Genomic DNA, 25,356 nt, shown 5'->3' with positions numbered 1-25,356 from the left:
AGACTTCGGGGCATGTCAGCAGCGGACCGGCCCGCCGTCGCGGATTTCGACGCCCGGCGCCGACAGCACCGTGCCAAGCGGCCGCGGCCCGAGCGCCTGCTGCGCGAGGTCTACGGGGAGATCCTGCGCGACGAACGCCGGGATCAGGACCGCAGCCTCGCCGACGTCGCGGCCGCGGTCGGCATGTCCAAGCAGTACCTGTCCGAGATCGAGCGCGGCCGCAAGGAGCCGTCGTCGGAGGTGCTGCGCTCGGTGTGCGGCGCGCTGCACCTGCCCGTCGAGCACCTGCTCTCGCGCGGGATCCGGCGGTTGACCGCCGCGCGAGTGAACGCGCAGGTCGAGCGGGTGCGCGACCCGCGCGTGGAGCTGTGCGCCGCCTGAGCCCCGGTCCCGCTGAGCGGAACCCGTGGTATCGCCCGTCGCTTCGGGGCTGGAGAATCCGCGTCCGACCCGACGATCCCCCCACTGCCGAGGAGACGAGCATGGATGCCGCCGGCCGTTTCGAGAACAAGGTCGCCTTCGTCACCGGCGCAGCCCGCGGCCAGGGCCGCGCCGAGGCGGTGCAGTTCGCCCGGGAGGGCGCCGACATCATCGCGATCGACGCGTGCATCGATTTCGCCTCGACCGCCTACCCGGGCGCCACGGAGGAGGATCTCGCGGAGACCGTGCGGCTGGTCGAGACGACCGGGCGTCGCATCGTCGCCACGACCGCGGACGTCCGGGACTTCGACGCGCTCTCGCGGGCACTCGCCGACGGCGTGGACCGGCTCGGCCGGCTCGACGTGGTCGTCGCCAACGCCGGCATCTGCTCGGGCGCGCTGTCGTGGGAGATCACCCTCGAGCAGTGGCGCGAAACGGTGGACGTCAACCTCACCGGAGTGTTCCACACCGCGAAGGCCGCCGTGCCCTACCTGATCGAGCAGGGCGAGGGCGGCGCGGTCGTCTTCACCAGTTCCGTCTCGGGTCTCAAGGGCACCCCGTTCACCGGCCACTACGTCGCGACGAAGCACGGCATCACCGGACTGGCGAAGACGATGGCGAACGAACTCGGCGAGCATCGGATCCGGGTCAACACCGTCCACCCGGCCGGGGTGGAGACCGGCATGAAGGTCAGCGACCTGCACCCGCTGATCGCGAAGTACGCGACCACTCTCGGCCCGATCTACATGAACTCCCTGCCGTACGAGATCCTGCAGCCCGAGGACGTCGCGGCCGTCGTCGCGTGGGTGTGCTCGGACGAGGCGAAGTACATCACCGGCGCGCAGATCCCGGTCGACCTGGGGAACCTGATCCGCTGAGCGCCCCCACCCAACGTGGCCGAATGTCACACCGCTTCGATCCGAGCGAACGCATGTCACATTCGGCCACCCGAAGGGGGGAGTGCACCCTGCGGCCCGGCCACTACGGCTCGCGGTCGACGATCAGCTCGTCGGCGAGCCCGTAGTCGATGGCCTCCTGCGCGGTGAAGACGCGGTCCCGGTCGGTGTCCTTGCGCAGGCGCGCCGGGTCCTGACCGGTGTGCTCGGCAAGGATCTCCTCGGTCTGCGCGCGGATCCGCAACACCTCTGCGGCCTGGAGCGACAGGTCCGAGATCGTGCCCTGCCCCTGCGTCGACGGCTGGTGCAGCAGCACCCGCGAGTGGGCGAGCACGAAGCGCCGGCCCGGTGCTCCGGCCGCGAGCAGCACCGCCGCCGCGGACGCGGCCTGACCCATGCAGTACGTGGCGACGGGCGGCCGCAGGAACCGCATCGTGTCGTACACGGCCATCATCGCGGTGCTCGACCCACCGGGCGAATTGATGTAGAGGCCGATCTCCCGATCGGGCGACTCGGCTTCGAGGTGCAGCAGCTGGGCCATCACGACGTTCGCGACGCCGTCGTCGATCTCCGTGCCCAGAAAGATGATTCGCTCGTTCAGCAGCCTGCTGAACACGTCGAAGGACCGCTCCCCCGCCGGCGTCCGCTCGATCACGTGCGGAATCGTGTACTGGGACATGATCACAACCCCATCCGGCGACCGGCCGCGAACGGGGCGAGCTGACCGAACGAGTCGACCACTGCGTCGACGATGCCGTACTCGCGGGCCTGCTCGGGCGTGAACCACCGGTCCCGGTCGCTGTCGGCGGCGATCTGCTCCACCGGGCGCCCGGTCTCGGCCGCCAGGATCTCCTCGGACTGGCGCTTCATGTATTCCCAGTTGTCGGCCTGGATGGCGATGTCGATCGCGGTGCCGCCGATCCCCGCCGACGGCTGATGCATCATGATGCGACTGTGCGCCAAGGCGATCCGCTTGCCGTGCGTGCCGGCGGCGAGCAGCACCTGCCCCATGCTCGCGGCGAACCCGAGAGCCACGGTGACCACGTCGTTCGGAATCAGCTTCATGGTGTCGTAGATCGCGAGCCCGGCGAGGACCGATCCGCCCGGCGAGTTGATGTAGACGACCACGTCGCGTTCGGTGTCGGCCGTGGCGAGCAGGACGAGTTCGGAGCAAACCCGTTCGGCCGTGTCGTCGTTCACCTCCCCGGTCAGCAGCACCGTGCGGTGCTGGAAGAGCCGGTCGGCGAGTTGGTCGCGGTAGTTCAGCGGTGGTGTGGTGATCATGACCGTCATCCTGGCGCCGGTTCCGCGCGCCGGGGCGCTTCGTCTGCCGACGGCAGACACAGGTGATGTTGCAGGGGCGCGACCGGCGGATACGCTCCGGAGGTGACCTGGTCCCTGGAGTTGGTGCCCACCGCCGTCGGGGTGGCACTGCTCGTCGGGACGACGACCGCGGTGCTGTGGGGCTACCGCGCCCCGCATCAGTTCGCGCCGGCGATCGCGGTGCTGCGGGGCGCCGTGCAACTGGCCCTGATCAGTGTGGTGCTGTCCGGGGTGATCACGAATCCGATCTGGGTGGGCGCCGCCCTGCTCGTCATGTTCACCGTGGCGGCTCTCACCGCATCGCGCCGGATCGGCTGGAGCCCGGGACACGTGGCCCTCGTATCCGGTGCGATGGCGCTCGGGATCGCCGTGACGCTCACGATCGTCTTCGTCACCGGCGCCATCGAGTTCTCCCCGCGGTACGTGCTGGCCATCGGCGGCATCGTCGTCGGCAACGCCATGACGATCGCGACCCTCGCCGGGCGGCGCTTCACGGAACTGACCGGGGACAACTGGGACACCGTCGAGGGCTGGCTCGCGCTCGGTGCGACGCCGCGGCAGTCCACCCGCGAGCTCACGCGCCTGGCCGTCCACTCGGCGCTGATCCCGTCGACGGACCAGACCAAGACCACCGGGCTGGTGACGCTGCCGGGCGCCTTCGTCGGCGCGATCTTCGGGGGTGTGTCCCCGCTCGAGGCCGGACGCTTCCAGATCGTGGTGCTCGCCGCGATCATGGCCGCCGGAACGATCACCGCCGTCGTCCTCGTCTCCGGTCTGGCACCGGTCCGTACCCGGCCCGGCCTGCCGGACTGATCTCCGCAGCGCCCCGGACCGGGTGGCCGGGGGGCGTAGGATCGCAGGCAACCACTCGGTGCACGTTCGGTCGCCGCAGGGAGCGAGGATGGGCCCGTCGACGGTGCTCGACCACGCGCGGGCAGCGTTCCACGCGCGGGACTGGACGCGGGCGTTCGACGCGTTCCGCGCCGCCGACGCGCACGAGCCCCTCACCGCCGACGACCTCGACCTGTTCGCACGGTCGGCGTATCTGGTCGGCCGGGACGACGACTGCGCGACGCTGTACGAACGTGCGTTCTCGGCCCATCTCGACGCCGACGACCCCGAGCGGGCCGGACGCAGTGCCTTCTGGCTCTGCTTCCTGCTGATGAACCGTGGTGAGGTGGCGCGCGCCGGCGGCTGGCTCGCCCGGGCCCAGCACCTGAGCGAGCCCGGACGCCCGGACTGCGCGACGCGCGGCTTCCTGCTGCTGCCGGCGGCGGTGCAGGACATGCATGCGAACCGCCCGGCCGACGCCCTGCCCGCGTTCACCGCCGCCCAGGAAATCGGCCGGTCCTGCGGCGACGCCGACCTCGTCGCGCTGAGCACCCTCGGCATCGGGCAGTGCCGCATCCTGCTCGGCGACGTCACCGGCGGTCTCGGCACGCTGGACGAGGTGATGGTCGGCGTGACCCTCGAAGAGGTCTCGCCGGTCGTGGCCGGCCTGGTGTACTGCGCGGTGATCGAGGCCTGCCAGGACACGTTCCAGCTGCAGCGGGCCAGGGAATGGACGCGGGCACTCGGCCGCTGGTGCGACGCCCAGCCCGGCCTCGTCCCGTTCCGTGGACAGTGCCTCGTACACCGCGCGGAGATCCTGCAACTGGAGGGCGCCTGGACGGAGGCCATGGACCTGGCCCGGCTCGCGTTCCGTCGGCTGTCGGACCCACCGGGGCAACCGGCCGTCGGCATGGCCCTGTACGAACAGGGTGAACTGCACCGGCTGCGCGGCGAGTTCGACGAGGCCGAGGACGCCTACCGCCGCGCGGGCCGGCTGGGCCGCGAGATCCAACCGGGCATGGCGCTGTTGCGTCTGCGTCAGGGCGACCCCGACGCGGCGCTCGCCGGGATCCGGCGGGCGCTCGGCGAATCGCTTCCCCTCTATCGTCCGCGGCTGCTGGCGGGCCACGTGGAGGTCGCGCTCGCCGTCGGCGACGTCGCGGCCGCGCGCCGCAGCGCCGACGAACTCGCGGCGCTGGCCCGCGAACAGGACGCTCCGGCGTTGAGCGCGATCGCCGAGCAGGTCACCGGGGCCGTCCTGCTCGCCGAGGGCGCACCGCGCGCCGCCCTCGACCGGCTGCGCCGCTCGTGCGGGCTCTGGCGCGGGTTCGAGGCGCCCTACGAGTGCGCGCGGGTGCGGGTGCTGCAGGGCCGCTGCTGTGATGCGCTCGGCGATGCCGAGTCGGCGCGGCTCGAGTACGAGGCCGCGGCGGCGACGTTCCGGGACCTGCACGCCGAGCCGGACCTGCGGGACCTCGCGCGAGTGCCGACGCGGCCGGCCGCGCGGGGCCGGCTGACCCCGCGCGAGGTCGAAGTGCTGCGGGCCGTCGCCACCGGGAAGACCAACCGGGCCGTGGCCCGTGAACTCGTGTTGAGCGAGAAGACCGTGGCGCGGCACCTGAGCAACATCTTCACCAAGCTCGACGTGTCGTCCCGGGCGGCCGCGACGGCATACGCGTACGAGCACCACCTGCTCTGAGCTGCACAGAATTACCCATCCGGGTTCTCGGGCCGGCTACATAGTTCGCCCGACGCGGCCGATGCCGGCGGCGCCTAACGTCGTCCGTCCAGACCCCTCGAGCCAGGAGTTCCCCATGACCACCGACAGTGCACCCCGACTGATCGACACCGTCGTGATCGGCGCGGGCCAGGCGGGTCTGTCCGCCGGCTACCACCTCGCCCGGCGCGGCCGCTCTTTCCTGATCGTCGACGCGAACCGGCGGATCGGCGACAACTGGCGCAGCCACTGGGATTCGCTGCGCCTGTACAGCCCCGCCGGATACGACGGCCTGCCCGGCATGCCGTTCCCCGGCGATCCGCACCGGTTCCCGACGAAGGACGACGTCGCAAACTATCTCGAGGCATACGCCGCGCGGTTCGATCTCCCCGTCGCGGGCGGCACCCGGGTGCGTCGGCTCTCACGCGACGGCGACCGCTTCCTCCTCGACTGCGGCGAGATGCGGATCGAGGCCGGCAACGTCGTCGTCGCGACCGGCACGTTCGGCCGCACCCCGAGCATCCCGGAATTCGCGGCGGAGCTGGACCCGCGGATCGTGCAGCTGCACTCGAGCGAATACCGTAATCCGACGCAGCTGATCGACGGCCCGGTGCTCGTGGTGGGCGCCTCCCACTCCGGCGGCGACCTCGCCTACGAGGTGGCTACGTCGCATCCAACGATCCTGTGCGGCCGCGACACCGGGCAGCTCCCGGTGCGGATCGAGAGCCGCCGGATGCGGGTGCTCTTCCCGGTCCTGTGGTTCGTGTGGGGCCACGTGCTCTCCGTCCGCACCCCGCTCGGCCGGAAGGTGCGTGAACACGAACGCCGGCACGGCGCACCGCTGTTGCGGGTCAAGCGGGAGGATCTCGCCGAGCTCGGCGTCGAACGGATCACCGAACGGGTCACCGGGGTCGTCGACGGCCGTCCGGTCCTCGCCGGCGGGCGCGTCCTCGACGTGACGAACGTGTTGTGGTGCACCGGTTTCCGCCAGGTCTACGACTGGATCGACCTGCCGGTGCTCGGCCCGGACGGCTGGCCGCTCGAGGAACACGGGGTGGTGACCGACATCCCCGGCCTGTACTTCACCGGGCTGTGCTTCCAGTCGTCGTTCCGCTCGATGCTCGTGGGCGGGGCCGGCGCGGACGCCGGGCACGTCGTCCGGCACCTGGTCGAGCACCGCGCGCCCGTCGCCGCTGGGGTTCCGACCCGACTCGGCGCTCCGGCGCACGGCCGTTCACACGGCTCGTCGGGGACCTACGCTACGTCCAGCCGGCGAGTGTCTCGGCTGCTGCCCGGTAGTCGATCGTCCCGGTAGAGACGGCGATCACCAGGTCGTACGCGTCGTCATCCGGCGCGTCGAGATCGAGCCCGTTGAGGCCGTAGAAGACGAACACCGCCATCCACGAGAGCCGCGTGTTGCCGTCGACCAGAGGATGGTTCCGCGCGATCGATTCGAGCAGCACCGCGGCCTTCTCGTGGATCGACGGATAGGCATCACGCCCGAAAAGCGAGGAGCGAGGTCGGTGCGCAGCCGAATCCAGGAGACCGAGATCGCGAATGTGCGGCACTCCCAGATCCGCCGCAAGCGCGAGCAGATCCTCGAGTTCCAGGTACTCGACGTTCACTGAGCCAATCGGTCGAGCAGCGCAGCGTATCGCTCCCGGCCGTCACGGGACAACGCCTGCACCCGCGTGTCCCGCACGCGCCGCGCCGCCGCCTCCGTGATGGCACGCACCGTCGCCTCGTGCTTACTCACACCGTCGGCCTCCGCCAACAGCGCAAGTGCTCGCTCCTGCTCTTCGGTCAACCGGAGTGTCATGGCCATGAGTCCGATGCTACCACTTTGGTATCACTGGACGGCCCGAGGGCCCGGCAGCTGCCGGCGCAGGCCGCTGGCTCGCAGCACCCGCCGCTCGACCCCGGCGCGGACGGCTTCCTCGGTGCCGATCAGGCGCACGTGACCGCGCGCCCGGGTGATCGCGGTGTACAGCAATTCGCGGGTCAGCAGCGAGGATTCGGGCGGGGGCAGGATCACCGAGACCGTGCCGTACTGGCTGCCCTGGCTGCGGTGGATCGTCATCGCGTACACGGTCTGCACGGTCGACAGCTGGCTCGGGTGGAGCCGGAACGGCTCCCTGCCGCGCGCGAATGCCGCGACGGGTTCGCCGGCGGCGTCGACGACCACGACGCCGGTGTCGCCGTTGTAGATGCGGGTCTCGTGGTCGTTGGCGGTGACGAGCAGCGGCTGACCCGGGTACCAGCGCTCGGCGTCGAGCCGCCGGCCGGTGTCGGTGGCGATCCACTCCATCGCCCGCCGCGCCCACCACTGCACCCCGTACGGTCCCTCGCGGTGCGCGCACAGCAGGCGGTGCGTCTCGAACTGCTCGAGCGCAGTCCCGGCGTCGCCCGCGACGGCGGCGGCGGTGACGGTCGCGGCGGTGGTGACGACGTCGTGCCGCAGGGCCTCCAGGTCGTTCGGGGCGTGGAAGGACACCTCGGTGCCACCGCCCCCGAGAATCCGCATCACCGCGTCGGCGTCGCCCTCCCGCACGGCGACGGCCAGGTGTGCGATGTCTCCACCGAACCGCCGGCCGCGGCTGAGCCGGATCACGCCGCCGCGCAGCCGGTTCCGTTCCCCCGGCGAGAGCGCCGCCTCGGCGGGGTCGTCGCCGGCGTCGAGGTCGGGTCCGACGACGCGGCCGAGAACGGGGTTTCCCGCGGCGGTGACGGGACGGGCGACGAGGTCGGCCAGGACGGCGCCGGCGTCGACGGAGGTCAGCTGGTCGGGGTCGCCCACCAGGATCAGGCGGGTGCCGGGGCGGACGGCCTCGAGCAGCCGGCACATCATGGTCAGCGACACCATCGACGTCTCGTCGACGACCACGACGTCGTAGGGCAGGTGGTTGCCGGCGTGGTAGCGATACCGGGTGCGGCCGCGCTGCCAGCCGAGCATGCGGTGCAGGGTCATCGCGGACAGGTCGGCGCGCAGGCCCAGCGGCTCGGCCTGCTCGCGGACGGATTCCTGCAGCCGGGCCGCGGCCTTGCCGGTGGGCGCGGCCAATCCGATGCGCAGGGCGGGGCCGTGCAGCGTGGTCAGGAGCGCCAGGATCCGGGCGACGGTGTGGGTCTTGCCGGTGCCCGGCCCGCCGGCGATGACCGTGGTCCACCCGGTGGCGGCCAGCGCCGCGGCGATGCGCTGCCGATCCGGTGCGGCGGACGGGCGGCCGGGGTCGTGCTGGTCCCGGAACAGCTCCCGCAGCCCCCGCTCGAGCGTCTGCTCGTCGACGACGGGATGACCGAGCCCGCGGGCGTCGAGGATCTGCCGGACCGTCTCCTCCTGACGGAAGTAGCGCTCGAGGTACAGCAGCGGACCGTCGGCGGTGTCCACCAGGCGCAGCGGGCGCAGCGGGCCGCGGTCGCCGCCGACGACGAGCGGACTGCGGCGCAACCCGGCGACGACGGCGTCGTCGTCCGGCCACGGCAGCGCCGCGAGATCCACCTCTGCGGCCTCGTCGACGGTGACCTCCCGCAACCGGGTCAGGTCCAGGCACACCGAACCGGCACGCACGGCGCGCACGGCCAACGCGGTCGCGAGGTGCACGTCCTCGGCGGTCTCCCCGGACAGCTGGGCCAGCCGCAGCGCGACGTGCACGTCGGCGGCCGCGAGCACCCCGGCCTCGTTGAAGACCCGCAGGGCCCCCTTGCCACGCTGGGCCACCTGGGCGTTCGTCACGGGACCTCCTTGCCTGCCAGCAGGTCGGACAGTTCGGCGACGAGGGCGGGCGGCGGCGCCCAGTCGAACACGCCGCAGCCCGCGGGGGTGTCCGGGCCGACCATGCCGCGCACGAACAGGTACTGCACGCCGCCGAGGTGCACGGCCGGGTCGTACCCGGGCAGCCGCCACCGCAGATACCGGTGCAGGGCAACGGCATACAGCAGCGCCTGCATCGGGTAGTGGGCGCGCAGCATCTCCTCGGCCATCCGGTCCCGGGTGTAGTGGGCGGTGGTGAGCTCCTCCGGCCCGAGCCGGTTCGTCTTGTAGTCGACGATCACGAATCGCGGCTCGGTGCCGTGGATCCGCAGGACCGAATCGATGCTGCCGGTGAGGTAGCCGCGCAGCGGGGTCGGCTCGAGGATGCCCACGAGATCGGCGTAGGACGCGAACGGGTCGCCGGCGGGCAGGTGGGCACGCAGCAGCCGGGCGACACCGTCGAGGGTGACGGTGGTGGCGACGGGGTCGTCACCCCCGGCGAGGGGCAGCTCGAAGTCGAGTTCGGCGAGCCGGTCGGCGGGAGCGATGTCGGCGAGCGTGCCCGCGCCCCCGGCGAGCGGGGTGCGCAGGACCGGCAGCAGGGCCTCGGCCAGCTCCTCGGGGTCGACGTCGGAGAATTGTTCGGCGACGGTGTCGCGGCAACAGCGCAGCAGTTCCGCCCCGAGGTCGGCGGCCGCGGTGTCGACGACCTCGAGCACCGCGTGCACGAGGGTGCCGAACACGGCCCCGCCGGGCAGCGGGTTCATCGGGGACGCGATGCCGTCGTCCGCCGCGTCGGCCGGCAGCAGCGGGGGTTCCTCGGGTTCGTCGGTCTTCGCGGGCTGTTCGGCCTCGGCGCCCGCGCCGGGCCCCTCGTGGGCAGCGGCGGTGAGGGCGGTGTAGGAGGTGCGCCGCCAGGCGTCGTCGAGCTCGCGGTCGAAGCGGGCGGCCTCGAGTTCCACGACGGTCTCGTGCGGCCGCACCCACGTGACGGCGGGGATCGGCGCCGATCCGACGGCCTCGACGGACGCCGTGCCTGCGGCCCGGCCGGCCCACCCGGTCAGCTGCTGCGCCACGATCGGGTCCTCGGGCACGCGCGCCTTGTGGGCGATCTCGGAGGTGCCCGGCACGCGGCCGAAGAGCATGCGGTGCAGCGGGGCACCGGAGGTGCTGTACCCCGGAGCCCACCACAGCACCAGGTGACAGCGGGCGCGGGTCAGCGCGACGTAGAGCAGGCGCAGTTCCTCGCCGGCCACCTCCTCGTCGTGGCGCCGGCGGCGCTCGCCGTAGCCCGCGCTGCCCTCGCCGCCGACGTCGAGGACGCGGCGGCCGTCGTCGTCGTGGAGCAGGAGCCGGTCGGGTTTCGACCGGACGCCCGACTCCCACGCGAACGGCACGTACACGACGGGGAATTCGAGGCCCTTGCTGGCGTGGACGGTGAGCACCTGCACCGCGGCGGCGTCGCTGTCGAGGCGGCGGCTGCGGTCGGCGCGGGCCGTGCCCGCCTCGGCGATCCGTTCCGTCAGCCAGCGGGTCAGCGCCGTGACACCCAGCGCCTCGGCCGACGCGGTCTCGTCGAGCAGTTGCGCGAGGTGCCGCAGATCGGTCAGTTCCCGCTCGCCGCCCGGCCATCCCAGCAGCCGCGGTTCGAGGTCGCAGAACGCGGCGAGGCGCTCGAAGAGCGCGGCGAAGCCGGACCGCTCGAACACGACGTCCAGTTCGCGCAGCAGGGTGCCGATCGCGGCGACGAGTTCGTCGCCCCGGGTATCGACGTCCTCGGCGGTGCGGCCCATCAGCGAGGTCAGAGCGGCCAACCGCACCCGGTCGGGGCGGTGCGGCTGTTCGAGCGCCTGCAGCACCCGCAGCCATTCCCGCGCGGCCGGGGTCGCGAAGACACTCGTCCCGCCGGCCAGCACGGCCGGGATCCCGGCACCGGTGAGCGCCCCGTGGACGAGGGCGACCTGCGCATTGGTGCGCACCAGGACCGCGACGTCGCCGGGTTCGACGGGCCGGCGGCCGGCCCCGAGGTCGACGGTGACGTCGCCACCGAGCAGGGCCGCGACGTCGGCCGCGACATCGCGTGCCACCCGTTCCTGCAGCGCCTGGGCCTTCGGGAAACCGGAGGCGCCGCACGGGCCGGCCCCGGTCCGCGGCAGGTGCCGCAGCCGCAGCGGCGCTGCCCCGGCGATCCGGGACGCCGGCTGCGCCGCCTCCACCGGGTGCGCGACGATCCGCGGATCACCCAGGGCCGCACCGCCGTACAGATGGTCGAGGGCGGCGAGCAGGTTCCCGTCGCTGCGCCAGTTGCAGACGAGTTCCTGGTGGCCGTCGGCGAACTCCATCGCGCCGAGGTAGCTCAGCACCTCGGCGCCGCGGAACGCGTAGATGGCCTGCTTCGGGTCGCCGACGAGGACGAGGGTCGTGCGGCGGTGGAACGCGCTGCGCAGGATCTCCCACTGCAGCGGGTCGGTGTCCTGGAACTCGTCGACGAGCACGACGCGGAAGCGGGAGCCGATGCGGCGGCACGCGACCTCGCCGTGCTCCGGGTCGGTCAGCACCGCGTGCAACAGCGCGAGCTGGTCGTCGTAGTCCCGCAGGCCCGCGAGGCGCTTGCGCCGGTCGACCTCGGCCCGCACGGCCCGGGCGAACTCGACGCGTTCCCCGGCGGGCGTGCCGTCGGCGCCCTCGGGGGCGAGGGCGGCCTGGGGGTCGAAGACCGCGGCGCGCGCGGCCTCCGCGGCCTCGGCATGCGAGATCGGTGCCCTGTCCGCCCGCCCGTACCGGCGCAGGTACAGGTCCGCGATGACCTCGATGGTCAGCTCGTCGACGTCCTCGACGAGCACCGCGTCGGTGTCCCGCTCGCCGGCGGTACCGAGCTCGTCGAGCATGCGCTGGCAGAATCCGTGCGTGGTGGCGATGGTGGCGGCGTCGAAGTCGGACAGGGCCCGCAGCAGCCGGCGCCGGTGCGTGGCCACGTCGCCGCCGGCGAGGTGCCGGATCAGCTCGTCGGGGTGGTGCCGCGCGGCCTCCGGGTCGGCCAGCGCCCGCGCGACGCCGGCGAACCGGTCCCGGGTGCGTTCGCGCAGTTCCTGCGTCGCGGCGCGGCTGAACGTCACCAGCAGCAGCTGCGACAGCTCCGCCGCCCCCTCGGCGACGAACCGGGTGGCCAGGCCGACGATGGCGTAGGTCTTGCCGGTTCCCGCGCTGGCCTCGAGCACGGTGGTGCCCGTCGGGAGCGCCCCGAGCAGGTCGAACTTCGACACGGTTCGGGTCACGGACGCCCCTGGATCTCGTTGGACAGCAACGGCTCCCACAGGCGCCGCGCGAGGGCGCCGAACCGGGTGGGCTCGCCGTGCCACGCCTGCTCGTCGTCGCGGGCGGCGACGGCGGTCAGGTCCCGCAGCGTCACGCCGGAGCCGTACAGGTAGGCGATGTGCCGGTCGGTGCGTTCGCCGTAGGTGGAGCCGAACTCCTGGGCGGCGGCGTCGACGCCCATCTCGACGGAGTCGCCGCGGTGTCGCCGCTCGGCGTACTCGGCGGCGGCGGCGGTGGCCGTCGGCAGCGGCTCGTGCAGCCCGCGGTCGCGCAGGTCCACGAGCCGGGCGAGCTGCTCGAGCGCGTCGGCGGGGGCGTTGATCGTGGACCGCCAGGCCGGGGTGCTGCGGAACCGGCCGCGGCCGGTGGTGATCGCCTGCCACTGCCCCGGCCGGTCCGACGCGGCGACGGCGAGCAGGTGCACCCAGGCGGTGAGGCGGTGCTTCGGCGCCAGCCGGGAGAAGGTGCTGCGGGCGACGACGGTGCCGTGGACCCCGCCGACCGTGCCGGTCAGCCGCCGGCCGTCGCCGAGGTCGACGTTCACGTCGACGGTGTCGGCCGGTCCCGTGTAGATCGGCCGGCACACCGCCACCAGGGCGTCCACGGTGCCGGCGACGTCGTCGAGCGCGAGCTCGCCGAGCCGGTACGGCGGCAGTGTCCCGCGCCGCCATTCGGCGGCCCGGAAGTCCGCGGGGTCCGTGCCGGCGAGCAGCGCCTCGAGCATGCGGTCGCCGAGGTCCCACCGGGCGAGCGGGTCGAGCCCGATGTCGAGGGCGTCCGCGATGTCCTCGTCCCGGTCGGGCACCCGCACCCCGAGCCGCTGCCGCAGGAACGCCTGGGTGGGGTGGGTGACGAACGCGACGAGGTCGGCGAGGTCGACGTCGGTGCGCGCGACGGGCGCGAGCGGACGGTGCAGCAGCCCGGGCCGGTGCCTCGCCGGATGCTGCGCGGCGCGCGCCCCGGCGAGTGCGGCCCGGTCGAAGCTCAGCGGGCGGCCGGGCCGGAAGTTGCGCGGATCGAACGGCTGCAGCGGATGCCGGGTGACGACCTCGGCCATGCCCTCGGGTCCGACCATCGTCTCGACCACGTCGCGCAGCTCGCTGAGCGGGATCGCCGGGGGCCGGCGGGCGCCGGTGACCGGGTCCGCACCGGTGTAGAACAGCAGTAGCGTCTCCCCCGCCGACATGACGGCGTCGAGCAGCAACTGCCGGTCCTCGCTGCGCGGATCACGTTCTCCCAGACAGGGGTTCAATGCCAGCACGTCGTCACCGTCGATGTGCGCGGCGCGGGGGAAGACCTCGTCGTCGAGGCCGAGCAGGACCACGACCCGGTGCGGCACCGACCGCATCGGCACCATCGTGCACACGGTCAGTTCACCGGTGCGGAAGTTCGCGCGCGTCGGCCGCCCCGCGAGCCGGGCCGCCAGCATGGCCCGCACGTCGGCGAGCCGCAGCGGCGCCGGCCCGGCGTGCTCGACGGCGGCCGCGAGTTCGCGGTGCGCCTGGGCGAGCTGCCAGGCGTCGGCGGGCTCGACGTCGGTCAGCAGGTCCAGTGCGCGGGCGAGGGCGGCGGCCCACTGCGCGGCCGGTTGCGGACCGCGCAGGCCGTGCAGCGCCACCGTCAGCCGGTCGATGTACTCGGCGAACCGTCCGGTCAGGTCGATGTCGTTGCTCTCGACGTCGTCGAGCGGGAGGGTGAGCCCGAGCCACTCGCTCTGCGACTCGTCGGCGGCCGCACCGAGCAGGATCCGGTCCAGTGCCGTGCCGAAGGTGTTCTGCGGGAAGTCCCCGAGCCCGAAGGCGTTTCGCTGTCCCTTGCCGATGCCCCATCGGGCGCCGGCGGCGGCGGTCCACTCCTGCAGCCGTTCGAGGTCGTCGTCGACGAGGCCGAACCGCCGGCGCACCGGCGCGGCGGCGGCGAGGTCGAGGACCTCGCTGGCGGTCACCCGCGCGTCGGCGAGGTCCACGAGCGTCGACACGACCGCCAGCACCGGGTTGGTGCGGCGCAGGCCCCGATCGGCCAGACGCACCCGCAACCGGTGCCCGGGGTGTCCGGAAGCGTCGCGCTGGGCGAGGGCGCCCTGACCGAAGGCGGCCTGCACGAGCGGCGCGTAGGTCTCCACGTCCGGGCACATGACGACCACGTCGCGCGGTTCGAGACCCGGATCGTCCGCGAACAGGTGCAGCAGGCACTCGCGCAGCACCTCGACCTGCCGGGCCGGGCCGTGACAGGCGTGGATGCGGATCGTGCCGTCGGCGACCGCGGAGCGGGCCGGGGGCCGGTCGGCGCGGAGGTCGTCCTGCAGCCGGCCGAGGAGGGTGTCGGGGCCGGGCCGGCCGGCGTGGTGCACGTCGGCGACTCCGGGGCCGGCCAGGTGCGCGCGCAGTTCGCGCACGTCACGGGCCAGGCTCGCCAGGAGGGGGTGCTGCACCGCGAGGGCGCTGCGGTCGTCGGCGCGCCGGCGCACCGGCTCCGCGGCCGCCTGCCCCTCCCACATGGCCGGGCTGGGGTGCGGAATCCACAGGTGCACATCGCGGTTCGCGGCGATCGCGGACAGCACGGCGCACTGGGCGACGGTGAGCCGGGTGGGTCCGAACAGCGACAGCCGCGACGGCCAGTCCACGAGCGCGGGCTCGGCGCGCAACCGCGCGCAGGCGGCGGTGAGCCGCTCGGCGGGACTGTCGTCGCCGATGCGCTCGCGCAGCCGCCGCCACAGCCGTGCCTGCCACCTGAGGTGGTCGGCGAGGCCGTGGCCGGTGCCGTCCGTGTCGCGTCCGGCGGCCCAGTCGACGAGCATCTCCGGGCGCTGCGTGGAGTAGCTGCGGAACAGGCCGGCAAGGTGGGCGGCGGTGGCGTAGCGACGGCCGGCGCGGTGATCGACGCCGTCGCGGCCGAGATGCCGGGCGAGGACGGTGCACCACGATTCGTCGAGGCAGTCGTCGACGACGTCGAGCAGCGTCCACAGCATCCGGTCGGGATGCCACGGGTCGTCCTCCGCCGCCCGGCCGGTGGCGGCGGCCAGTGCCTCGTCCACCAACCGTGCCGGCGACGGGTGGTCGATGTTGGCGGCGACGCCGTCGCCGCAGGTGCCCCCGAGCACCGTCGACAGCCGCTGGGTCAGCCACCGCTCGACCCCCTTGGCGGGGACGGCGACGAGCTCGCGGGCGAACGGGTCGGCGAGGGGCACGGCGAGCAGGTCGGCGAGGGCGGCCGCCAGGGTGTCGGCGCGCTCGGCGCGGTGCAGCGTCAGCACGCCCCTTCTCCTGCCGTCGACGGACATGGATCTCGTCCTATCACGATCGCCCGACACGTCGGGGAGCCGATGCGGACACTATCGCTTACGGCTGGTCGAGGGTGGTCGGGCTCCGATTCGGCGCCCGACCACCCTCCGCGAATCAGCCCTTCAGCCAGGAGTCGAGAGCAGTCCGATCGTTCTCGACGATTTGGGTGACCATCTGGTGGACCAGACCCTCGATCTGACCACCGAGCAGGGGGATCTTGACGGCAACCTGCCCCTGAAGGTCGATGATCGCGCCCCCGGACTCGCTCGCGCGCAGCACCGAGCGGCCCTCGATCGCGATCGGCAGTCCGGCGGCACCTCCGACGAGCGCACCCTCGGCCTGCTCGTCCACAAGGGGTCCCCATTCGTCCTGGCGTTCCATCACCAGGGGTCCGCGCAGGATCCCACGCACGACCGCGGGGAGATGGGACGAGTCCGCCTGGTCGGTCACCTTCACCCGCACGGTGCCGGGACCCGCGGGCTGTTCGACGGCGGTCGAAGAGGTATCACGACCTTCCTCGCGTCCGCGCCAGAAGCGCTCGTCGACCAGCGCTGCATGGACGTCGTGCACGCTGTGCTCGAGTTCGGTGACGAAAACGAAATCCTTGGCCATGGCTGCACAGTAGTCGGAGGCGAGAGGCAGCCGGAAATGGGGAGGGCCCCATCGCTCCCGGCGCCGTTGACAGGGCTCCGCCCCGATGCAACACTGAACCTAATGGTTCAGTATTCGAGTCTCGATGCCACGTTCGCGGCGTTGTCGGACCCCACCCGGCGCGGGATCCTCCAGGACCTGCGTGCCGGACCGGCCTCGATCAGCGACCTGGCCGCCCGGTACCGGATGACGCCGACCGGGATCACCAAACACGTCCGGCTACTCGAGGAGGCAGGTCTCGTCGTCACCGAGAAGAAGGGCCGGGTGCGCTACTGCCGGCTCGGCACCAACCCGCTCGAGCGGGAGGCGGACTGGATCCGCAACCACCAGCAGATGATCGAGGGCCGCATGGACCGCCTCGCGGAGTTCCTCGACCGAACGAAAGGAACGTCATGACCACCACGAATCCCTCTGCTCCGCTTGCCGTTACGACGCCCAGCGAGCGCGAGATCCGGGTCGAGCGCGTCTTCGGCGCCGACCGCGACCGCGTGTGGGCCGCCTACACCGAGCCCGAACTGCTCGCCCAGTGGTGGGGCCGGGGCAACCGGCTCGACGTGGAACGCTACGAGTTCGAACGGGGTGGACACTGGCGGTTCGTCGAGCACAGCGACGGCGAAACCCACGGGTTCGAAGGGCGATTCCGGGAGATCACGCCCAAGGACCGCATTGTGCAGTCCTTCGAATGGGACGGGATGCCGGCATACGTCGCCATCGACACCGCGACGTTCGAGGACCTCGGCGACGGCCGCACCCGCGTGGTCACCGTCTCGCAGTTCCACACGCCCGAGGAACGCGACGGCATGCTGAACTCCGGCATGGCCGAGGGTCTCGGCCAGAGCTACGACGCGCTGGACGCGCTGCTCGCCCGGATGTGACCGCCGTCGGGCTCAGCGCCTCCCCGCGGTGCGGGGCTCAGCGCCTCCCCGCGGTGCGGGGCTCAGCGCCCGGAGGCGGTGTCGCCCTCCTCGTCGACCTCGTCGGACCCCGTGTCGACGAGGTCGGCGAACGCCGTGCCCGACACCGTCCCCCCGGTCCCGGGCAGCGTCACCGTCGGCCGGGCCCCCGGCTCGTACCGGCGCTGCATCTCCTCCGCCTGTTCCTTCGCGCGGCGCTTCGTGTCCTCGTCGATGTTCTCCAGCGGATCCTCGGGCCTGTGCTCGGTACTCAACGGTTTCGCTCCGATCCCCTCGCGGTGCACCTGGCCGCCGGTCGCCCGGCACCCCTCACGATCCTCCGCATCGGCGCCCGGCACCACCCCCGCCGACGAATCGGCCGAGCCGGGCCGCGGAGACCCCGCGGACCAGTAGGCTCGTGCGCATGGCTGTATCGCCGATCCGAACCCCGAGGTAGGTGGCGCCATGGCGAAGCTCATCCTGGGCCCGGTCCTTCGGCACGTCGGTCGCAGCGACGCCACCGTGTGGGTGGAGACGTCGGACCCGTGCACCGTCGAGATTCTCGGCCACCGGGAGCGCACCTGGACCGTGGCCGGCCACCACTACGCACTGGTGGTGATCGAGGACCTCGAGCCCGGCTCGACCACTCCGTACGAGGTCCGCCTCGACGGCGATCCGGTCTGGCCGCACCCCGACTTCCCCGCGTCCGTCGTCCGCACCCTCAGCGACGACGGGCCGCTCGAACTGGCCTTCGGTTCGTGCCGGTTCGCCACCACGTCCGCCACCGAGAACGACGACAAGCTCGGCGCCGACGCCCTCGACGCATACGCGCAGCGCATGATGACCCGGACCCCGGACCGGTGGCCCGACGCGCTGCTGCTCCTCGGCGACCAGGTCTACGCCGACGAACTGTCCGAACAGACCCTCGCGCGGGTCCGCGAACACCACGACCTCGACGAGCCTCCCGGCCCGCAGGTCCGCAACTACGAGGAGTACACCTGGCTCTACGCCGAGTCGTGGTCCGATCCGCACGTGCGGTGGCTGCTGTCCACCGTCCCCACGTCGATGATCTTCGACGACCACGACGTGCACGACGACTGGAACACCTCGCAGTCCTGGCGCGACGAGGTCGAGGCCACCTCGTGGTGGGAGGAACGCATCGTCGGCGGGCTGGCGTCGTACTGGGTGTACCAGCACCTCGGCAACCTCGACCCCGTCCAACTGGCGGAGAACGCGCTGTACCAGCGCGTCCGGAAGGCAGACGGGGACGCCGAGCCGCTGCTGCGCGAGTTCGCGTCGGCCGCGGACGAGGAGGCCGACGGCGCGAAGGGCGCCCAGTGGTCCTACCGGCGCGACCTCGGGAGGGTGCGACTGCTCGTGATCGACTCGCGGTGCGGGCGGGTCCTGTCCGGCGGCCAGCGGGAGATGGTCTCGGACCCGGAGTTCTCCTGGATCGAGCGGCAGACCCAGGGCGACTACGACCACCTGCTCGTCGGGACGTCGCTGCCGTGGCTGCTGCCGCGGGCGCTGCACGACCTCGAATCCTGGGACGAGCGGCTCGCCGCCGGGGTGCGCGGGAATCGGGTCGCCCGCTGGGCGGAGACCGTCCGTCGCGGCGCGGATCTCGAGCACTGGGCGGCGTTCCGCGACTCGTTCGACCGGCTCGCCCGGCTCTTCGCCGACATCGGCCGGGGCCGTTGCACCGAACCGTCCGGCCGTCCCCCCGCGACGATCTGCGTGCTCTCGGGCGACGTGCACCACGCCTACGTCGCGCAGGCGCGGTTCCCGGATCCGATGCCGACCCGCGTGTACCAGCTGACCTGCTCGCCGCTGCACAACTACGTGCCCGCCGCGGTCCGGGCGGTGTTCCGCATCTCCTGGAGCCGGGCGATGGAACGGACCGTGCGCTTCGCGCTCGGGCGCGTGTCGGAGGTGCCGCCGGTGCCGATCGAGTGGACCAAGGCGACGGGACCGTTCTTCGGCAATCAGATCGCGACGCTGCGCCTGGCCGGCCGCGCCGCGCATCTGGTGCTGGAACGGGCCGGCCGGGTCCCGCACGGTCCCATCGGCTTCACCACCACCGCCGACCTCGTGCTGTCGACGCCGGACGAGACCACGTGACCCTGCGGACCGCGAGGCGGGTCCGGTGACGGGATCCGGCACGCGTTCCTGGTGGGGCTGGGGCACGGTCGAGGACGCGGTGCGCGGCGCCGAGCTGCGGGACCTGGTCGACCGTGCCTCGGCCCTGCTGCCCGGCGCCGACCTCACGGACCACCCGCCGCCCGACGTGCCGTCGCTCGGACTGCCGCCCCCGCGGATCGTTCCACCGGATTCCCTTGCGGCGCTGTGCTCCTCCGACCCGACGGACCGGGCCGCCCACACCCACGGGCGCGCGTTCCGGGATGTGGTCCGGAACCTGCTCGGCGACCTGCGCCATCCGCCCGACCTCGTCGTGCGGCCGACCGTCGAGGGCGAGATCGTGGACGTCCTGGACTGGTGTGCCCGGGTGCACGTCGCCGTGATTCCGTTCGGCGGCGGCACGTCCGTCGTCGGCGGTGTCGAGCCGCGGCTCGACGGCGACTTCTCCGGTGCGGTGAGCCTGGATCTCGGTGCCCTCGAAGGAGTTCGGGAGATCGACCGCACGAGCCGGGCGGCCCGCATCGGGGCGGGCACCCTGGGTCCCGCGCTCGAAGACGAACTGCGCCCGTCCGGTCTGACGCTGCGCCACTTCCCGCAGTCGTTCGAGTTCTCCACGCTGGGAGGCTGGCTGGCCACGCGTTCGGGAGGCCACTTCGCGACCGGATACACCCACATCGACGACCTGGTGGAGTCGATGCGGGTCGTCACCCCGGCGGGCACGTGCGAGTCGCGTCGCCTGCCCGGCTCGGGAGCGGGACCGTCGCCGGATCGCCTGTTCCTCGGTTCGGAGGGGGTCCTCGGTGTCGTCACCGAGGCCTGGATGCGGCTGCATCCGCGCCCCCGGTGGCGGGCGGACGCGTCGGTGCACTTCACCGACTACGGAGCGGCGGTGGCGGCGACCCGCGCCGTCGCCCAGTCCGGTCTCCGGCCCGCCAACTGCCGGTTGCTGGACCCCGTCGAGGCGTTCGTCAACGCGGCCACGCCGTCGGGGGGCGGTGTCCTCCTGCTCGCCTTCGAGTCGGCCGATCATCCCGTGGACGCCTGGATGGACCGCGCCGTCGAACTGTGCCGCGGGCACGGCGGCACCCTGCCGGAAGCGCCGCGGCGCACCGCGCCGGAGGCGCCGCGGCGCACCGCGCCGGAGGCGCCGCGGCGCACCGGCTCGGCCGGCGACGAGAGGGACACGGACGCCGCGGGCAGGTGGCGGTCGTCGTTCCTGCGCATGCCGTACCTGCGCGACGCCCTCGCCGCGCGGTCGATGATCGTCGAGACCTTCGAAACCGCCTGCACGTGGGACACATTCGATTCTCTGCGGGCGGCGGTGCACGATGCCGCGAACGACGCGCTGCGCCGGGCGGGCGCGACGGGGGTGATCGCGTGCCGGTTCAGCCACGTGTACCCGGACGGCCCCGCACCCTACTTCGGCATCTACGCCGCGGGCCGGTGGGGCAGCACGGTAGCCCAGTGGGACGACGTCAAGGCCGCCGTGTCGGAGGCGATCCTCGCTGCGGGCGGCACGATCACCCATCACCACGCGATCGGCCGGGATCACCGGCCCTGGTACGACCGTCAACGCCCCGAGCCGTTCGCGGCGGTCCTGCGGGCGGCCAAGTCGGCTCTCGATCCGGCGGGCATCCTGAACCCGGGGGTCCTGATCGGCCCGGTGGCATCCGCGCCGGACGGCCCTACGTCGTCGTGAACCGGTCCATGATCGAGCGGGCGCAGCGCACCACGGTGTCGCGGTCGTACGAGACGACGTAGTCGAACTCGCGGTCGAGGTCGGCGGTGCCGCGATGCAGGTCCACGGCCGACAGCACGCACGCGAAGTGCGGGCCGAGGACGACGACGTTCCACTCCTCGACGAGCGGGTCGTCCGGGTCGAGCGGCGCGTGGTGGATGCCCGCCTCCGCGTAGTGCCCGAGGCCCACGCCGTACACCCCGGCGTACGCGATCCGGTCCGCCATGTACTGCCACCGCGCGCGGGTGCGCTCACCGAAGTGCCGGGCGTACTGGAAGGTGCCGAGCACGATGGTCTCCGGGCCCGCGGCGCCGGCCTGCTTCTCGAGATTCGTGCTCATCGCGACCAGGAGGCGCTTGAGGCTGCGCACGGGCCGGCGCCCCACCGAGGCGATCGCGAACGGGGTGCGCGCCTCCTCCGGGCGGACGCTGCGGACGGGTGCGGGCGGGAAGGGGTCGATCCCCTCCTCGTCGAGTTGTTCCGGGGTGTCGACGGCGGGGTACAGCGCGCCGAGGCCGTACGTGGCCCCGAGCCCCAGGGCCCGTCGCCGGCACAGTTCCGAGTCGACGCCGTCCGCGATCACGAGCGCGCCCGTCCGCTCGACCTGGGCGGCCACGGCGTGCGCGGTACGGGCGGTGTCCGTGTCCGCACGATGGGCCAGCAGCCGCGCCGCGAGGATGATCACGTCCGGTTCGACGAGCGGCAACAGGGCCAGGGACTGCGGACGCGACCCGACCTCGTCGACCGCGACGACCTTGCCGCTGCGGCGGGCATCGGCCACCGCGCGCAGCGTCCGCGACGGGTTGGCCGTCAGGGACTCCTCCGTGATCACCACGACGTCGCGCCGCAATCCCTCCGAATCGGGAACGTCGAGGCTCTCGACCGACTCGAGGTCCATCGCCACCAGCGCGGGTACGTTCCGGACCGGCCTCGACTGCGCGACCGACCACTTGAGCCGGTCGAGGTGCCACTTCTCGCTCATGGTCCGCGCCGCGACCCGCAGGGCCTCCGCGGTGGCGAGCGGCCCGTCCGCGGGGCCGCGCAACTGGACCTCCACCGCCGCGAGCGCGCCCGAGTCCAGCCGGCGCACCGGCGCGTAGGACGGCGTCACCTGCAGGCCCGCGGCCTCGGGATCCGCGTGCCGGGTGGGGTCGGAGAGGACGAACACCATGACCCCAGCGTCGCATGCGCGACCCGCTGCGCAAAGGCCGGTGCGGGCGACGGGCCCGGTCCCGACCTTCCCCAGCCGGGACCGGAGATCACACGACGGCGACCAGCACCGCGGCCAGCCCGCCGACGAGCAGCACCACCGAGATCCCGATCAGGAACGACCCGGCGATCGACGCCGCCACCAGTCCCCCACCGAGGCCGAAGAGCGTCAACAGAATCCACCCGACCCCGGGGCTCTCGACGAGCGGGGCGGCCCGCTCGGAGGACACGGTTCGCTCGGAGGACACGGTTCGCTCGGAGGACACGGTAGGGGATGCCGGTCTGGTCGCCATGGTCACGTCCCAACCTCGTGCGCACCGCACAGTCGTCGCCCGACCGTTGCTGCTGATGCTCCTGAGCCTGACGTGCTCGAGCATGCCCCCCTACGGTGACATTCCCACCCCTGCCGACATCACCGAACGGCAACAAACGGTCACGAATGAATAACAGACCCGGGAGGGTCTGCCTCGGATCCGGCGCCTCTCCGGGGGCGCCCCGGTTCCGGTGAGGTTCGGTTCCGGAGAGGTTCGGTGCCGGAAGAGGTTCGGTTCAGCCCTCGGACGTCCCGCACGGGGCGAGTTCGAACACCGGGTGGCGGTCGGCCTCGGCCGCGAATTCCTCCGGGGAGGCATTCTTGTCGGCCTGGAAGTAGTCCCGGGTCGCGGATGCGATGGCCACGTACTTCTGCAGGACGGGTCCGGCCTCCCGCGCCGACACCTCCCGGATCGTGTAGTGACGGGTGCGGAACCTGCGGGTCAGGCCGATGCGGCCGGAAGCGCGCGCGTTGAGCACCCAGGGCACCACACCGTAGGGCGCTACCAGCCAACGTCGGCCCGCATGCTCGACGACCGTGACCGGGTTGGCGCGCTTCCGGCCGGTGCGACGACCCCGGGTGGTCAGCAGGTACGAGTGCGGGACGACGCCGGCCCGGACCAGCGCGCTCATCAGGGCGTTCTCCAGGCGATGAGCCCGGCCCCTGCGATACCGGCGGATCGGCCGCGCCGCGCCGGGGCGGTTCCCGGCGCCGGGCCCCTCGTCCGGAACCGGACGGTCGGGCTGGGCAGGGGAATTCACATCGCGGGAACTCACATCGCGCTCCTTTGCGCCGGAGATCGGGCGAGCAGGGTGCACGACTCCCACCACGGCCGCCGTCGTCGGATTCGTCCCACCGGAGATTTGCCCCCGGGCGCGGAAATGTCAACCTGCCCGAGACAGGTCGGTGACCGGGCATCGGGCGGGCGGGCATCGGCGGGCCGACGCCCCGGGTGCCTAAGGTGGGCCGCACAGGTGACCGCGGCGTGCCGCGCGGTCGAATCGAGGAGGAACCGACGATGAGTGCACGTACTCCCAGCGATCGCACCCCCAGCCAGTGGGAGGAGATCACCGCTGCCGATCCCGCGCATTCCACGTGGTACGTGGAGCGTTTCCGGTCGATGGCGGCGGAGGGCAAGGACATCGTCGGGGAGGCACGCCTGGTCGACGCGATGCTCGGCCGCGGCGGACGGGTCCTCGACGCGGGGTGCGGACCGGGCCGGCTCGGTGGCTATCTGCACGATGCCGGTCACGTGGTGGTCGGCGTCGATGTCGATCCGGTGCTGATTGCCGCCGCGGAGGAGGACCATCCCGGCCCGACCTGGCTCGTCGGTGATCTCGCCGAGCTGGATCTGCCGGCCCGCGGGGTCGCGGCCGACTTCGACGTCATCGTCTGCGCGGGCAACGTGATGACGTTCCTGGCGCCGTCCACCCGGGGCGCGGTACTGGCGGGATTCGCCCGTCATCTCGCGCCCACCGGCCGGGCGGTCGTGGGGTTCGGGGCCAACCGGGGCTACGAGTTCCCGCAGTTCCTCGCCGACGCCGCGGCCAACGGTCTCGTGGTGGACCTGAAGCTCTCGACCTGGGATCTGCGCCCGTTCACCGACGAGTCCGAATTCCTGGTGGCGGTGATGTCGCGCGCGGACTGATCGCCGGCGTCGGGGCCGGACCAGCAGGCCCCCGATCACATCCCGCTGGATGTGTCCTCCCTCACATCGTGTTACCCGTCGGTAGGAGCCGGGTAGCCGAATCGTGTCACGTCGGTGAGCCCCATCGATGACATCGACCGAAGGAGCGAACGCACGATGACCAAGACCGACACCGCTACGTTGCTCACACAGCTGCGAGCACTGCTCGACCTGACCAACACCGAGATCCAGGTCGCCGAGACCCGCATTCCCCAGGCCCGCACCGACGCGGTCCGCCGCGAACTGACCGAGAACGCCGCCAACGGCCGGGCCCGCGCCGAAGCCATCGAGCGCACCATCCGCGAGCTGGGCGGACTGCCCGACGTCATCGGCCCGTTCGTCGGCCGCGCCGCCGCCGCGGTGAAGGCCATGGCCGAACAGGCCCAGCCGTTCGACGAGGCACTGCTGGGCGACCTCGCGCTCGAGCACCAGCTACTCGACCGCGCCCGCTACCTCAAGGCCCTCGCCACGGCGGCCCAGGCCCCCGCGGTCGTCGGCCTGGCCGACCGGCTGATCACCGCCCACAGCGCGACCGTGGAGTGGCTGACCACCGTCCTGGCCGAGGATGCGCTCGGCGGACCCGCCGCGCTGCGGCGCACCCCGCTGCAGGCCGCCGCGGGCGCCGCGGTCCGCATCGTCAACCTGCCCGTGACGTGGTCCACGCGCGGTATCGACCGCGCGATCGACGCCGCCCGCTCGACGCGGCCCGCCCTCGGCGCGCTGCTGGCGCGCGGCGCCCACGCCGGCGACGTCGCCACGAAGACCCTGACGGCCAGCCGGGACGCCGCGCTCGAGACCGCCGAACGGATCACCCGCCGCGAAGGTGCGGACGGGACCGCCCGGGCGATCCACACGGCCCGCAGTGCCACCGGGATCCTCACTGCCGAGGAACTCCCGATCCCCGACTACGACAGCCTCAACGTCTCCCAGGCGGTCGCCGCCGTCAAGGAACTGACCGAACCGGCCGACGTGCGCGCGATCGTCGCGTACGAGGAGGCCCACAAGAACCGGCACGGCGTCGTGTCGGCCGCCCAGACCCGCCTGGCCGCCATCGCCCAGGAGGTCGTCGGGCTCCACTGATCACACGCCCCAGGAGATCGCCGGGTTCCGCGTCGCGGGGCCCGGCGGTCACTTGTGAGCCGGGCAGTCCCGCGCGGGCGGGAATCTCCCCCGGTCCCATTGCGTACGTGGA

Annotated in this window: 23 protein-coding genes; 11 read left to right on the top strand and 12 right to left on the bottom strand. The window is 72.8% G+C overall.

Going from position 1 to position 25,356, the window contains the following annotated elements; all coding sequences use genetic code 11:
* The first annotated feature begins 12 nt into the window (after positions 1 to 12).
* On the top strand, positions 13 to 381 hold the full coding sequence (locus G6039_RS02810) for a helix-turn-helix domain-containing protein (protein ID WP_029542286.1): 369 nt from the start codon (positions 13 to 15) through the stop codon (positions 379 to 381).
* Positions 382 to 482: 101 nt separating this feature from the next.
* Positions 483 to 1,298 (top strand): mycofactocin-coupled SDR family oxidoreductase, encoded by an 816-nt coding sequence (locus tag G6039_RS02805; protein WP_006948042.1) that lies wholly within the window; start codon positions 483 to 485, stop codon positions 1,296 to 1,298.
* A 103-nt stretch (positions 1,299 to 1,401) separates the two neighbouring features.
* Here the strand turns inward: G6039_RS02805 and G6039_RS02800 are convergent, their stop codons facing one another.
* Together G6039_RS02800 and G6039_RS02795 are read right to left on the bottom strand one after the other, a co-directional pair.
* Positions 1,402 to 1,995, bottom strand: coding sequence for an ATP-dependent Clp protease proteolytic subunit (locus tag G6039_RS02800; protein ID WP_029542284.1), 594 nt, complete (start codon positions 1,993 to 1,995; stop codon positions 1,402 to 1,404).
* Positions 1,996 to 1,997: 2 nt separating this feature from the next.
* Positions 1,998 to 2,600 (bottom strand): ClpP family protease, encoded by a 603-nt coding sequence (locus tag G6039_RS02795; protein ID WP_029542283.1) that lies wholly within the window; start codon positions 2,598 to 2,600, stop codon positions 1,998 to 2,000.
* Positions 2,601 to 2,702: 102 nt separating this feature from the next.
* Between G6039_RS02795 and G6039_RS02790 the strand changes: the two genes are divergently transcribed.
* The 3 genes from G6039_RS02790 (at position 2,703) to G6039_RS02780 (ending at position 6,502) form a co-directional block, all read left to right on the top strand.
* Positions 2,703 to 3,452, top strand: coding sequence for an ABC transporter permease (locus G6039_RS02790; RefSeq protein ID WP_043799209.1), 750 nt, complete (start codon positions 2,703 to 2,705; stop codon positions 3,450 to 3,452).
* Between the two features lie 88 nt (positions 3,453 to 3,540).
* On the top strand, positions 3,541 to 5,169 hold the full coding sequence (locus G6039_RS02785; protein WP_006948036.1) for a LuxR family transcriptional regulator: 1,629 nt from the start codon (positions 3,541 to 3,543) through the stop codon (positions 5,167 to 5,169).
* Positions 5,170 to 5,284: 115 nt separating this feature from the next.
* Positions 5,285 to 6,502, top strand: coding sequence for a flavin-containing monooxygenase (locus tag G6039_RS02780; protein WP_029542279.1), 1,218 nt, complete (start codon positions 5,285 to 5,287; stop codon positions 6,500 to 6,502).
* Here the strand turns inward: G6039_RS02780 and G6039_RS02775 are convergent.
* The 6 genes from G6039_RS02775 to G6039_RS02750 all read right to left on the bottom strand — a co-directional run bounded on the left by G6039_RS02775 (position 6,447) and on the right by G6039_RS02750 (position 16,146).
* Positions 6,447 to 6,755, bottom strand: a complete 309-nt coding sequence (locus G6039_RS02775; RefSeq protein WP_235194056.1) for a type II toxin-antitoxin system death-on-curing family toxin — start codon at positions 6,753 to 6,755, stop codon at positions 6,447 to 6,449. The genes G6039_RS02780 and G6039_RS02775 overlap by 56 nt on opposite strands.
* 53 nt (positions 6,756 to 6,808) lie before the next feature.
* A complete protein-coding gene (locus tag G6039_RS02770) occupies positions 6,809 to 7,012 on the bottom strand; it encodes a hypothetical protein (RefSeq protein ID WP_006948033.1) in 204 nt (67 codons plus the stop codon).
* A 24-nt stretch (positions 7,013 to 7,036) separates the two neighbouring features.
* Positions 7,037 to 8,920, bottom strand: a complete 1,884-nt coding sequence (gene recD, locus G6039_RS02765) for an exodeoxyribonuclease V subunit alpha (protein WP_043799202.1) — start codon at positions 8,918 to 8,920, stop codon at positions 7,037 to 7,039.
* Positions 8,917 to 12,213, bottom strand: a complete 3,297-nt coding sequence (locus tag G6039_RS02760; RefSeq protein WP_174824788.1) for a UvrD-helicase domain-containing protein — start codon at positions 12,211 to 12,213, stop codon at positions 8,917 to 8,919. The genes recD and G6039_RS02760 overlap by 4 nt, the downstream gene beginning before the upstream one ends.
* A complete protein-coding gene (gene recC, locus G6039_RS02755; protein ID WP_043799197.1) occupies positions 12,210 to 15,506 on the bottom strand; it encodes an exodeoxyribonuclease V subunit gamma in 3,297 nt (1,098 codons plus the stop codon). Before recC ends, G6039_RS02760 begins: the two co-directional genes overlap by 4 nt.
* A gap of 142 nt (positions 15,507 to 15,648) precedes the next feature.
* Positions 15,649 to 16,146: a DUF2505 domain-containing protein gene (locus G6039_RS02750; RefSeq protein WP_029542270.1), complete on the bottom strand. Its 498-nt coding sequence runs from the start codon at positions 16,144 to 16,146 to the stop codon at positions 15,649 to 15,651.
* 102 nt (positions 16,147 to 16,248) lie between these two features.
* Between G6039_RS02750 and G6039_RS02745 the strand changes: the two genes are divergently transcribed.
* Positions 16,249 to 16,581 (top strand): ArsR/SmtB family transcription factor, encoded by a 333-nt coding sequence (locus G6039_RS02745; protein WP_043799194.1) that lies wholly within the window; start codon positions 16,249 to 16,251, stop codon positions 16,579 to 16,581.
* Positions 16,578 to 17,060 (top strand): SRPBCC family protein, encoded by a 483-nt coding sequence (locus tag G6039_RS02740; protein WP_043799192.1) that lies wholly within the window; start codon positions 16,578 to 16,580, stop codon positions 17,058 to 17,060. The genes G6039_RS02745 and G6039_RS02740 overlap by 4 nt, the downstream gene beginning before the upstream one ends.
* Positions 17,061 to 17,122: 62 nt before the next feature.
* Here G6039_RS02740 and G6039_RS02735 read toward each other — a convergent pair whose 3' ends face one another.
* Positions 17,123 to 17,323, bottom strand: coding sequence for a hypothetical protein (locus G6039_RS02735; protein WP_260502470.1), 201 nt, complete (start codon positions 17,321 to 17,323; stop codon positions 17,123 to 17,125).
* A gap of 220 nt (positions 17,324 to 17,543) precedes the next feature.
* Between G6039_RS02735 and G6039_RS02730 the strand changes: the two genes are divergently transcribed.
* Both G6039_RS02730 and G6039_RS02725 read left to right on the top strand, forming a co-directional pair.
* Positions 17,544 to 19,199, top strand: coding sequence for an alkaline phosphatase D family protein (locus G6039_RS02730; RefSeq protein ID WP_043799190.1), 1,656 nt, complete (start codon positions 17,544 to 17,546; stop codon positions 19,197 to 19,199).
* Positions 19,200 to 19,224: 25 nt separating this feature from the next.
* Positions 19,225 to 20,916, top strand: coding sequence for an FAD-binding oxidoreductase (locus G6039_RS02725; RefSeq protein ID WP_043799187.1), 1,692 nt, complete (start codon positions 19,225 to 19,227; stop codon positions 20,914 to 20,916).
* Here G6039_RS02725 and G6039_RS02720 read toward each other — a convergent pair.
* From G6039_RS02720 to G6039_RS02710, 3 genes are all read right to left on the bottom strand, one after another.
* Positions 20,903 to 22,126, bottom strand: a complete 1,224-nt coding sequence (locus G6039_RS02720) for an EAL domain-containing protein (protein WP_029542262.1) — start codon at positions 22,124 to 22,126, stop codon at positions 20,903 to 20,905. The two genes, G6039_RS02725 and G6039_RS02720, sit on opposite strands and share 14 nt — an antisense overlap.
* Before the next feature lie 88 nt (positions 22,127 to 22,214).
* Positions 22,215 to 22,412 (bottom strand): hypothetical protein, encoded by a 198-nt coding sequence (locus tag G6039_RS02715; protein WP_037201496.1) that lies wholly within the window; start codon positions 22,410 to 22,412, stop codon positions 22,215 to 22,217.
* A 301-nt stretch (positions 22,413 to 22,713) separates the two neighbouring features.
* Entirely contained in the window at positions 22,714 to 23,253 is a 540-nt protein-coding gene (locus G6039_RS02710; protein WP_231385873.1) for a nitroreductase family deazaflavin-dependent oxidoreductase, read from the bottom strand.
* A gap of 242 nt (positions 23,254 to 23,495) precedes the next feature.
* On the opposite strand from G6039_RS02710, the gene G6039_RS02705 reads away from it, so the two are divergent.
* Positions 23,496 to 24,125, top strand: a complete 630-nt coding sequence (locus G6039_RS02705; RefSeq protein ID WP_029542256.1) for a class I SAM-dependent methyltransferase — start codon at positions 23,496 to 23,498, stop codon at positions 24,123 to 24,125.
* Positions 24,126 to 24,281: 156 nt separating this feature from the next.
* Positions 24,282 to 25,244, top strand: a complete 963-nt coding sequence (locus tag G6039_RS02700; protein ID WP_043799183.1) for a DUF8129 domain-containing protein — start codon at positions 24,282 to 24,284, stop codon at positions 25,242 to 25,244.
* Positions 25,245 to 25,356 lie beyond the last annotated feature (112 nt).

Source organism: Rhodococcus aetherivorans, from assembly GCF_011058165.1.
In the GTDB taxonomy this organism is placed as follows: domain Bacteria; phylum Actinomycetota; class Actinomycetes; order Mycobacteriales; family Mycobacteriaceae; genus Rhodococcus; species Rhodococcus aetherivorans.
This window is presented reverse-complemented; position numbering and strand designations above follow the sequence as displayed.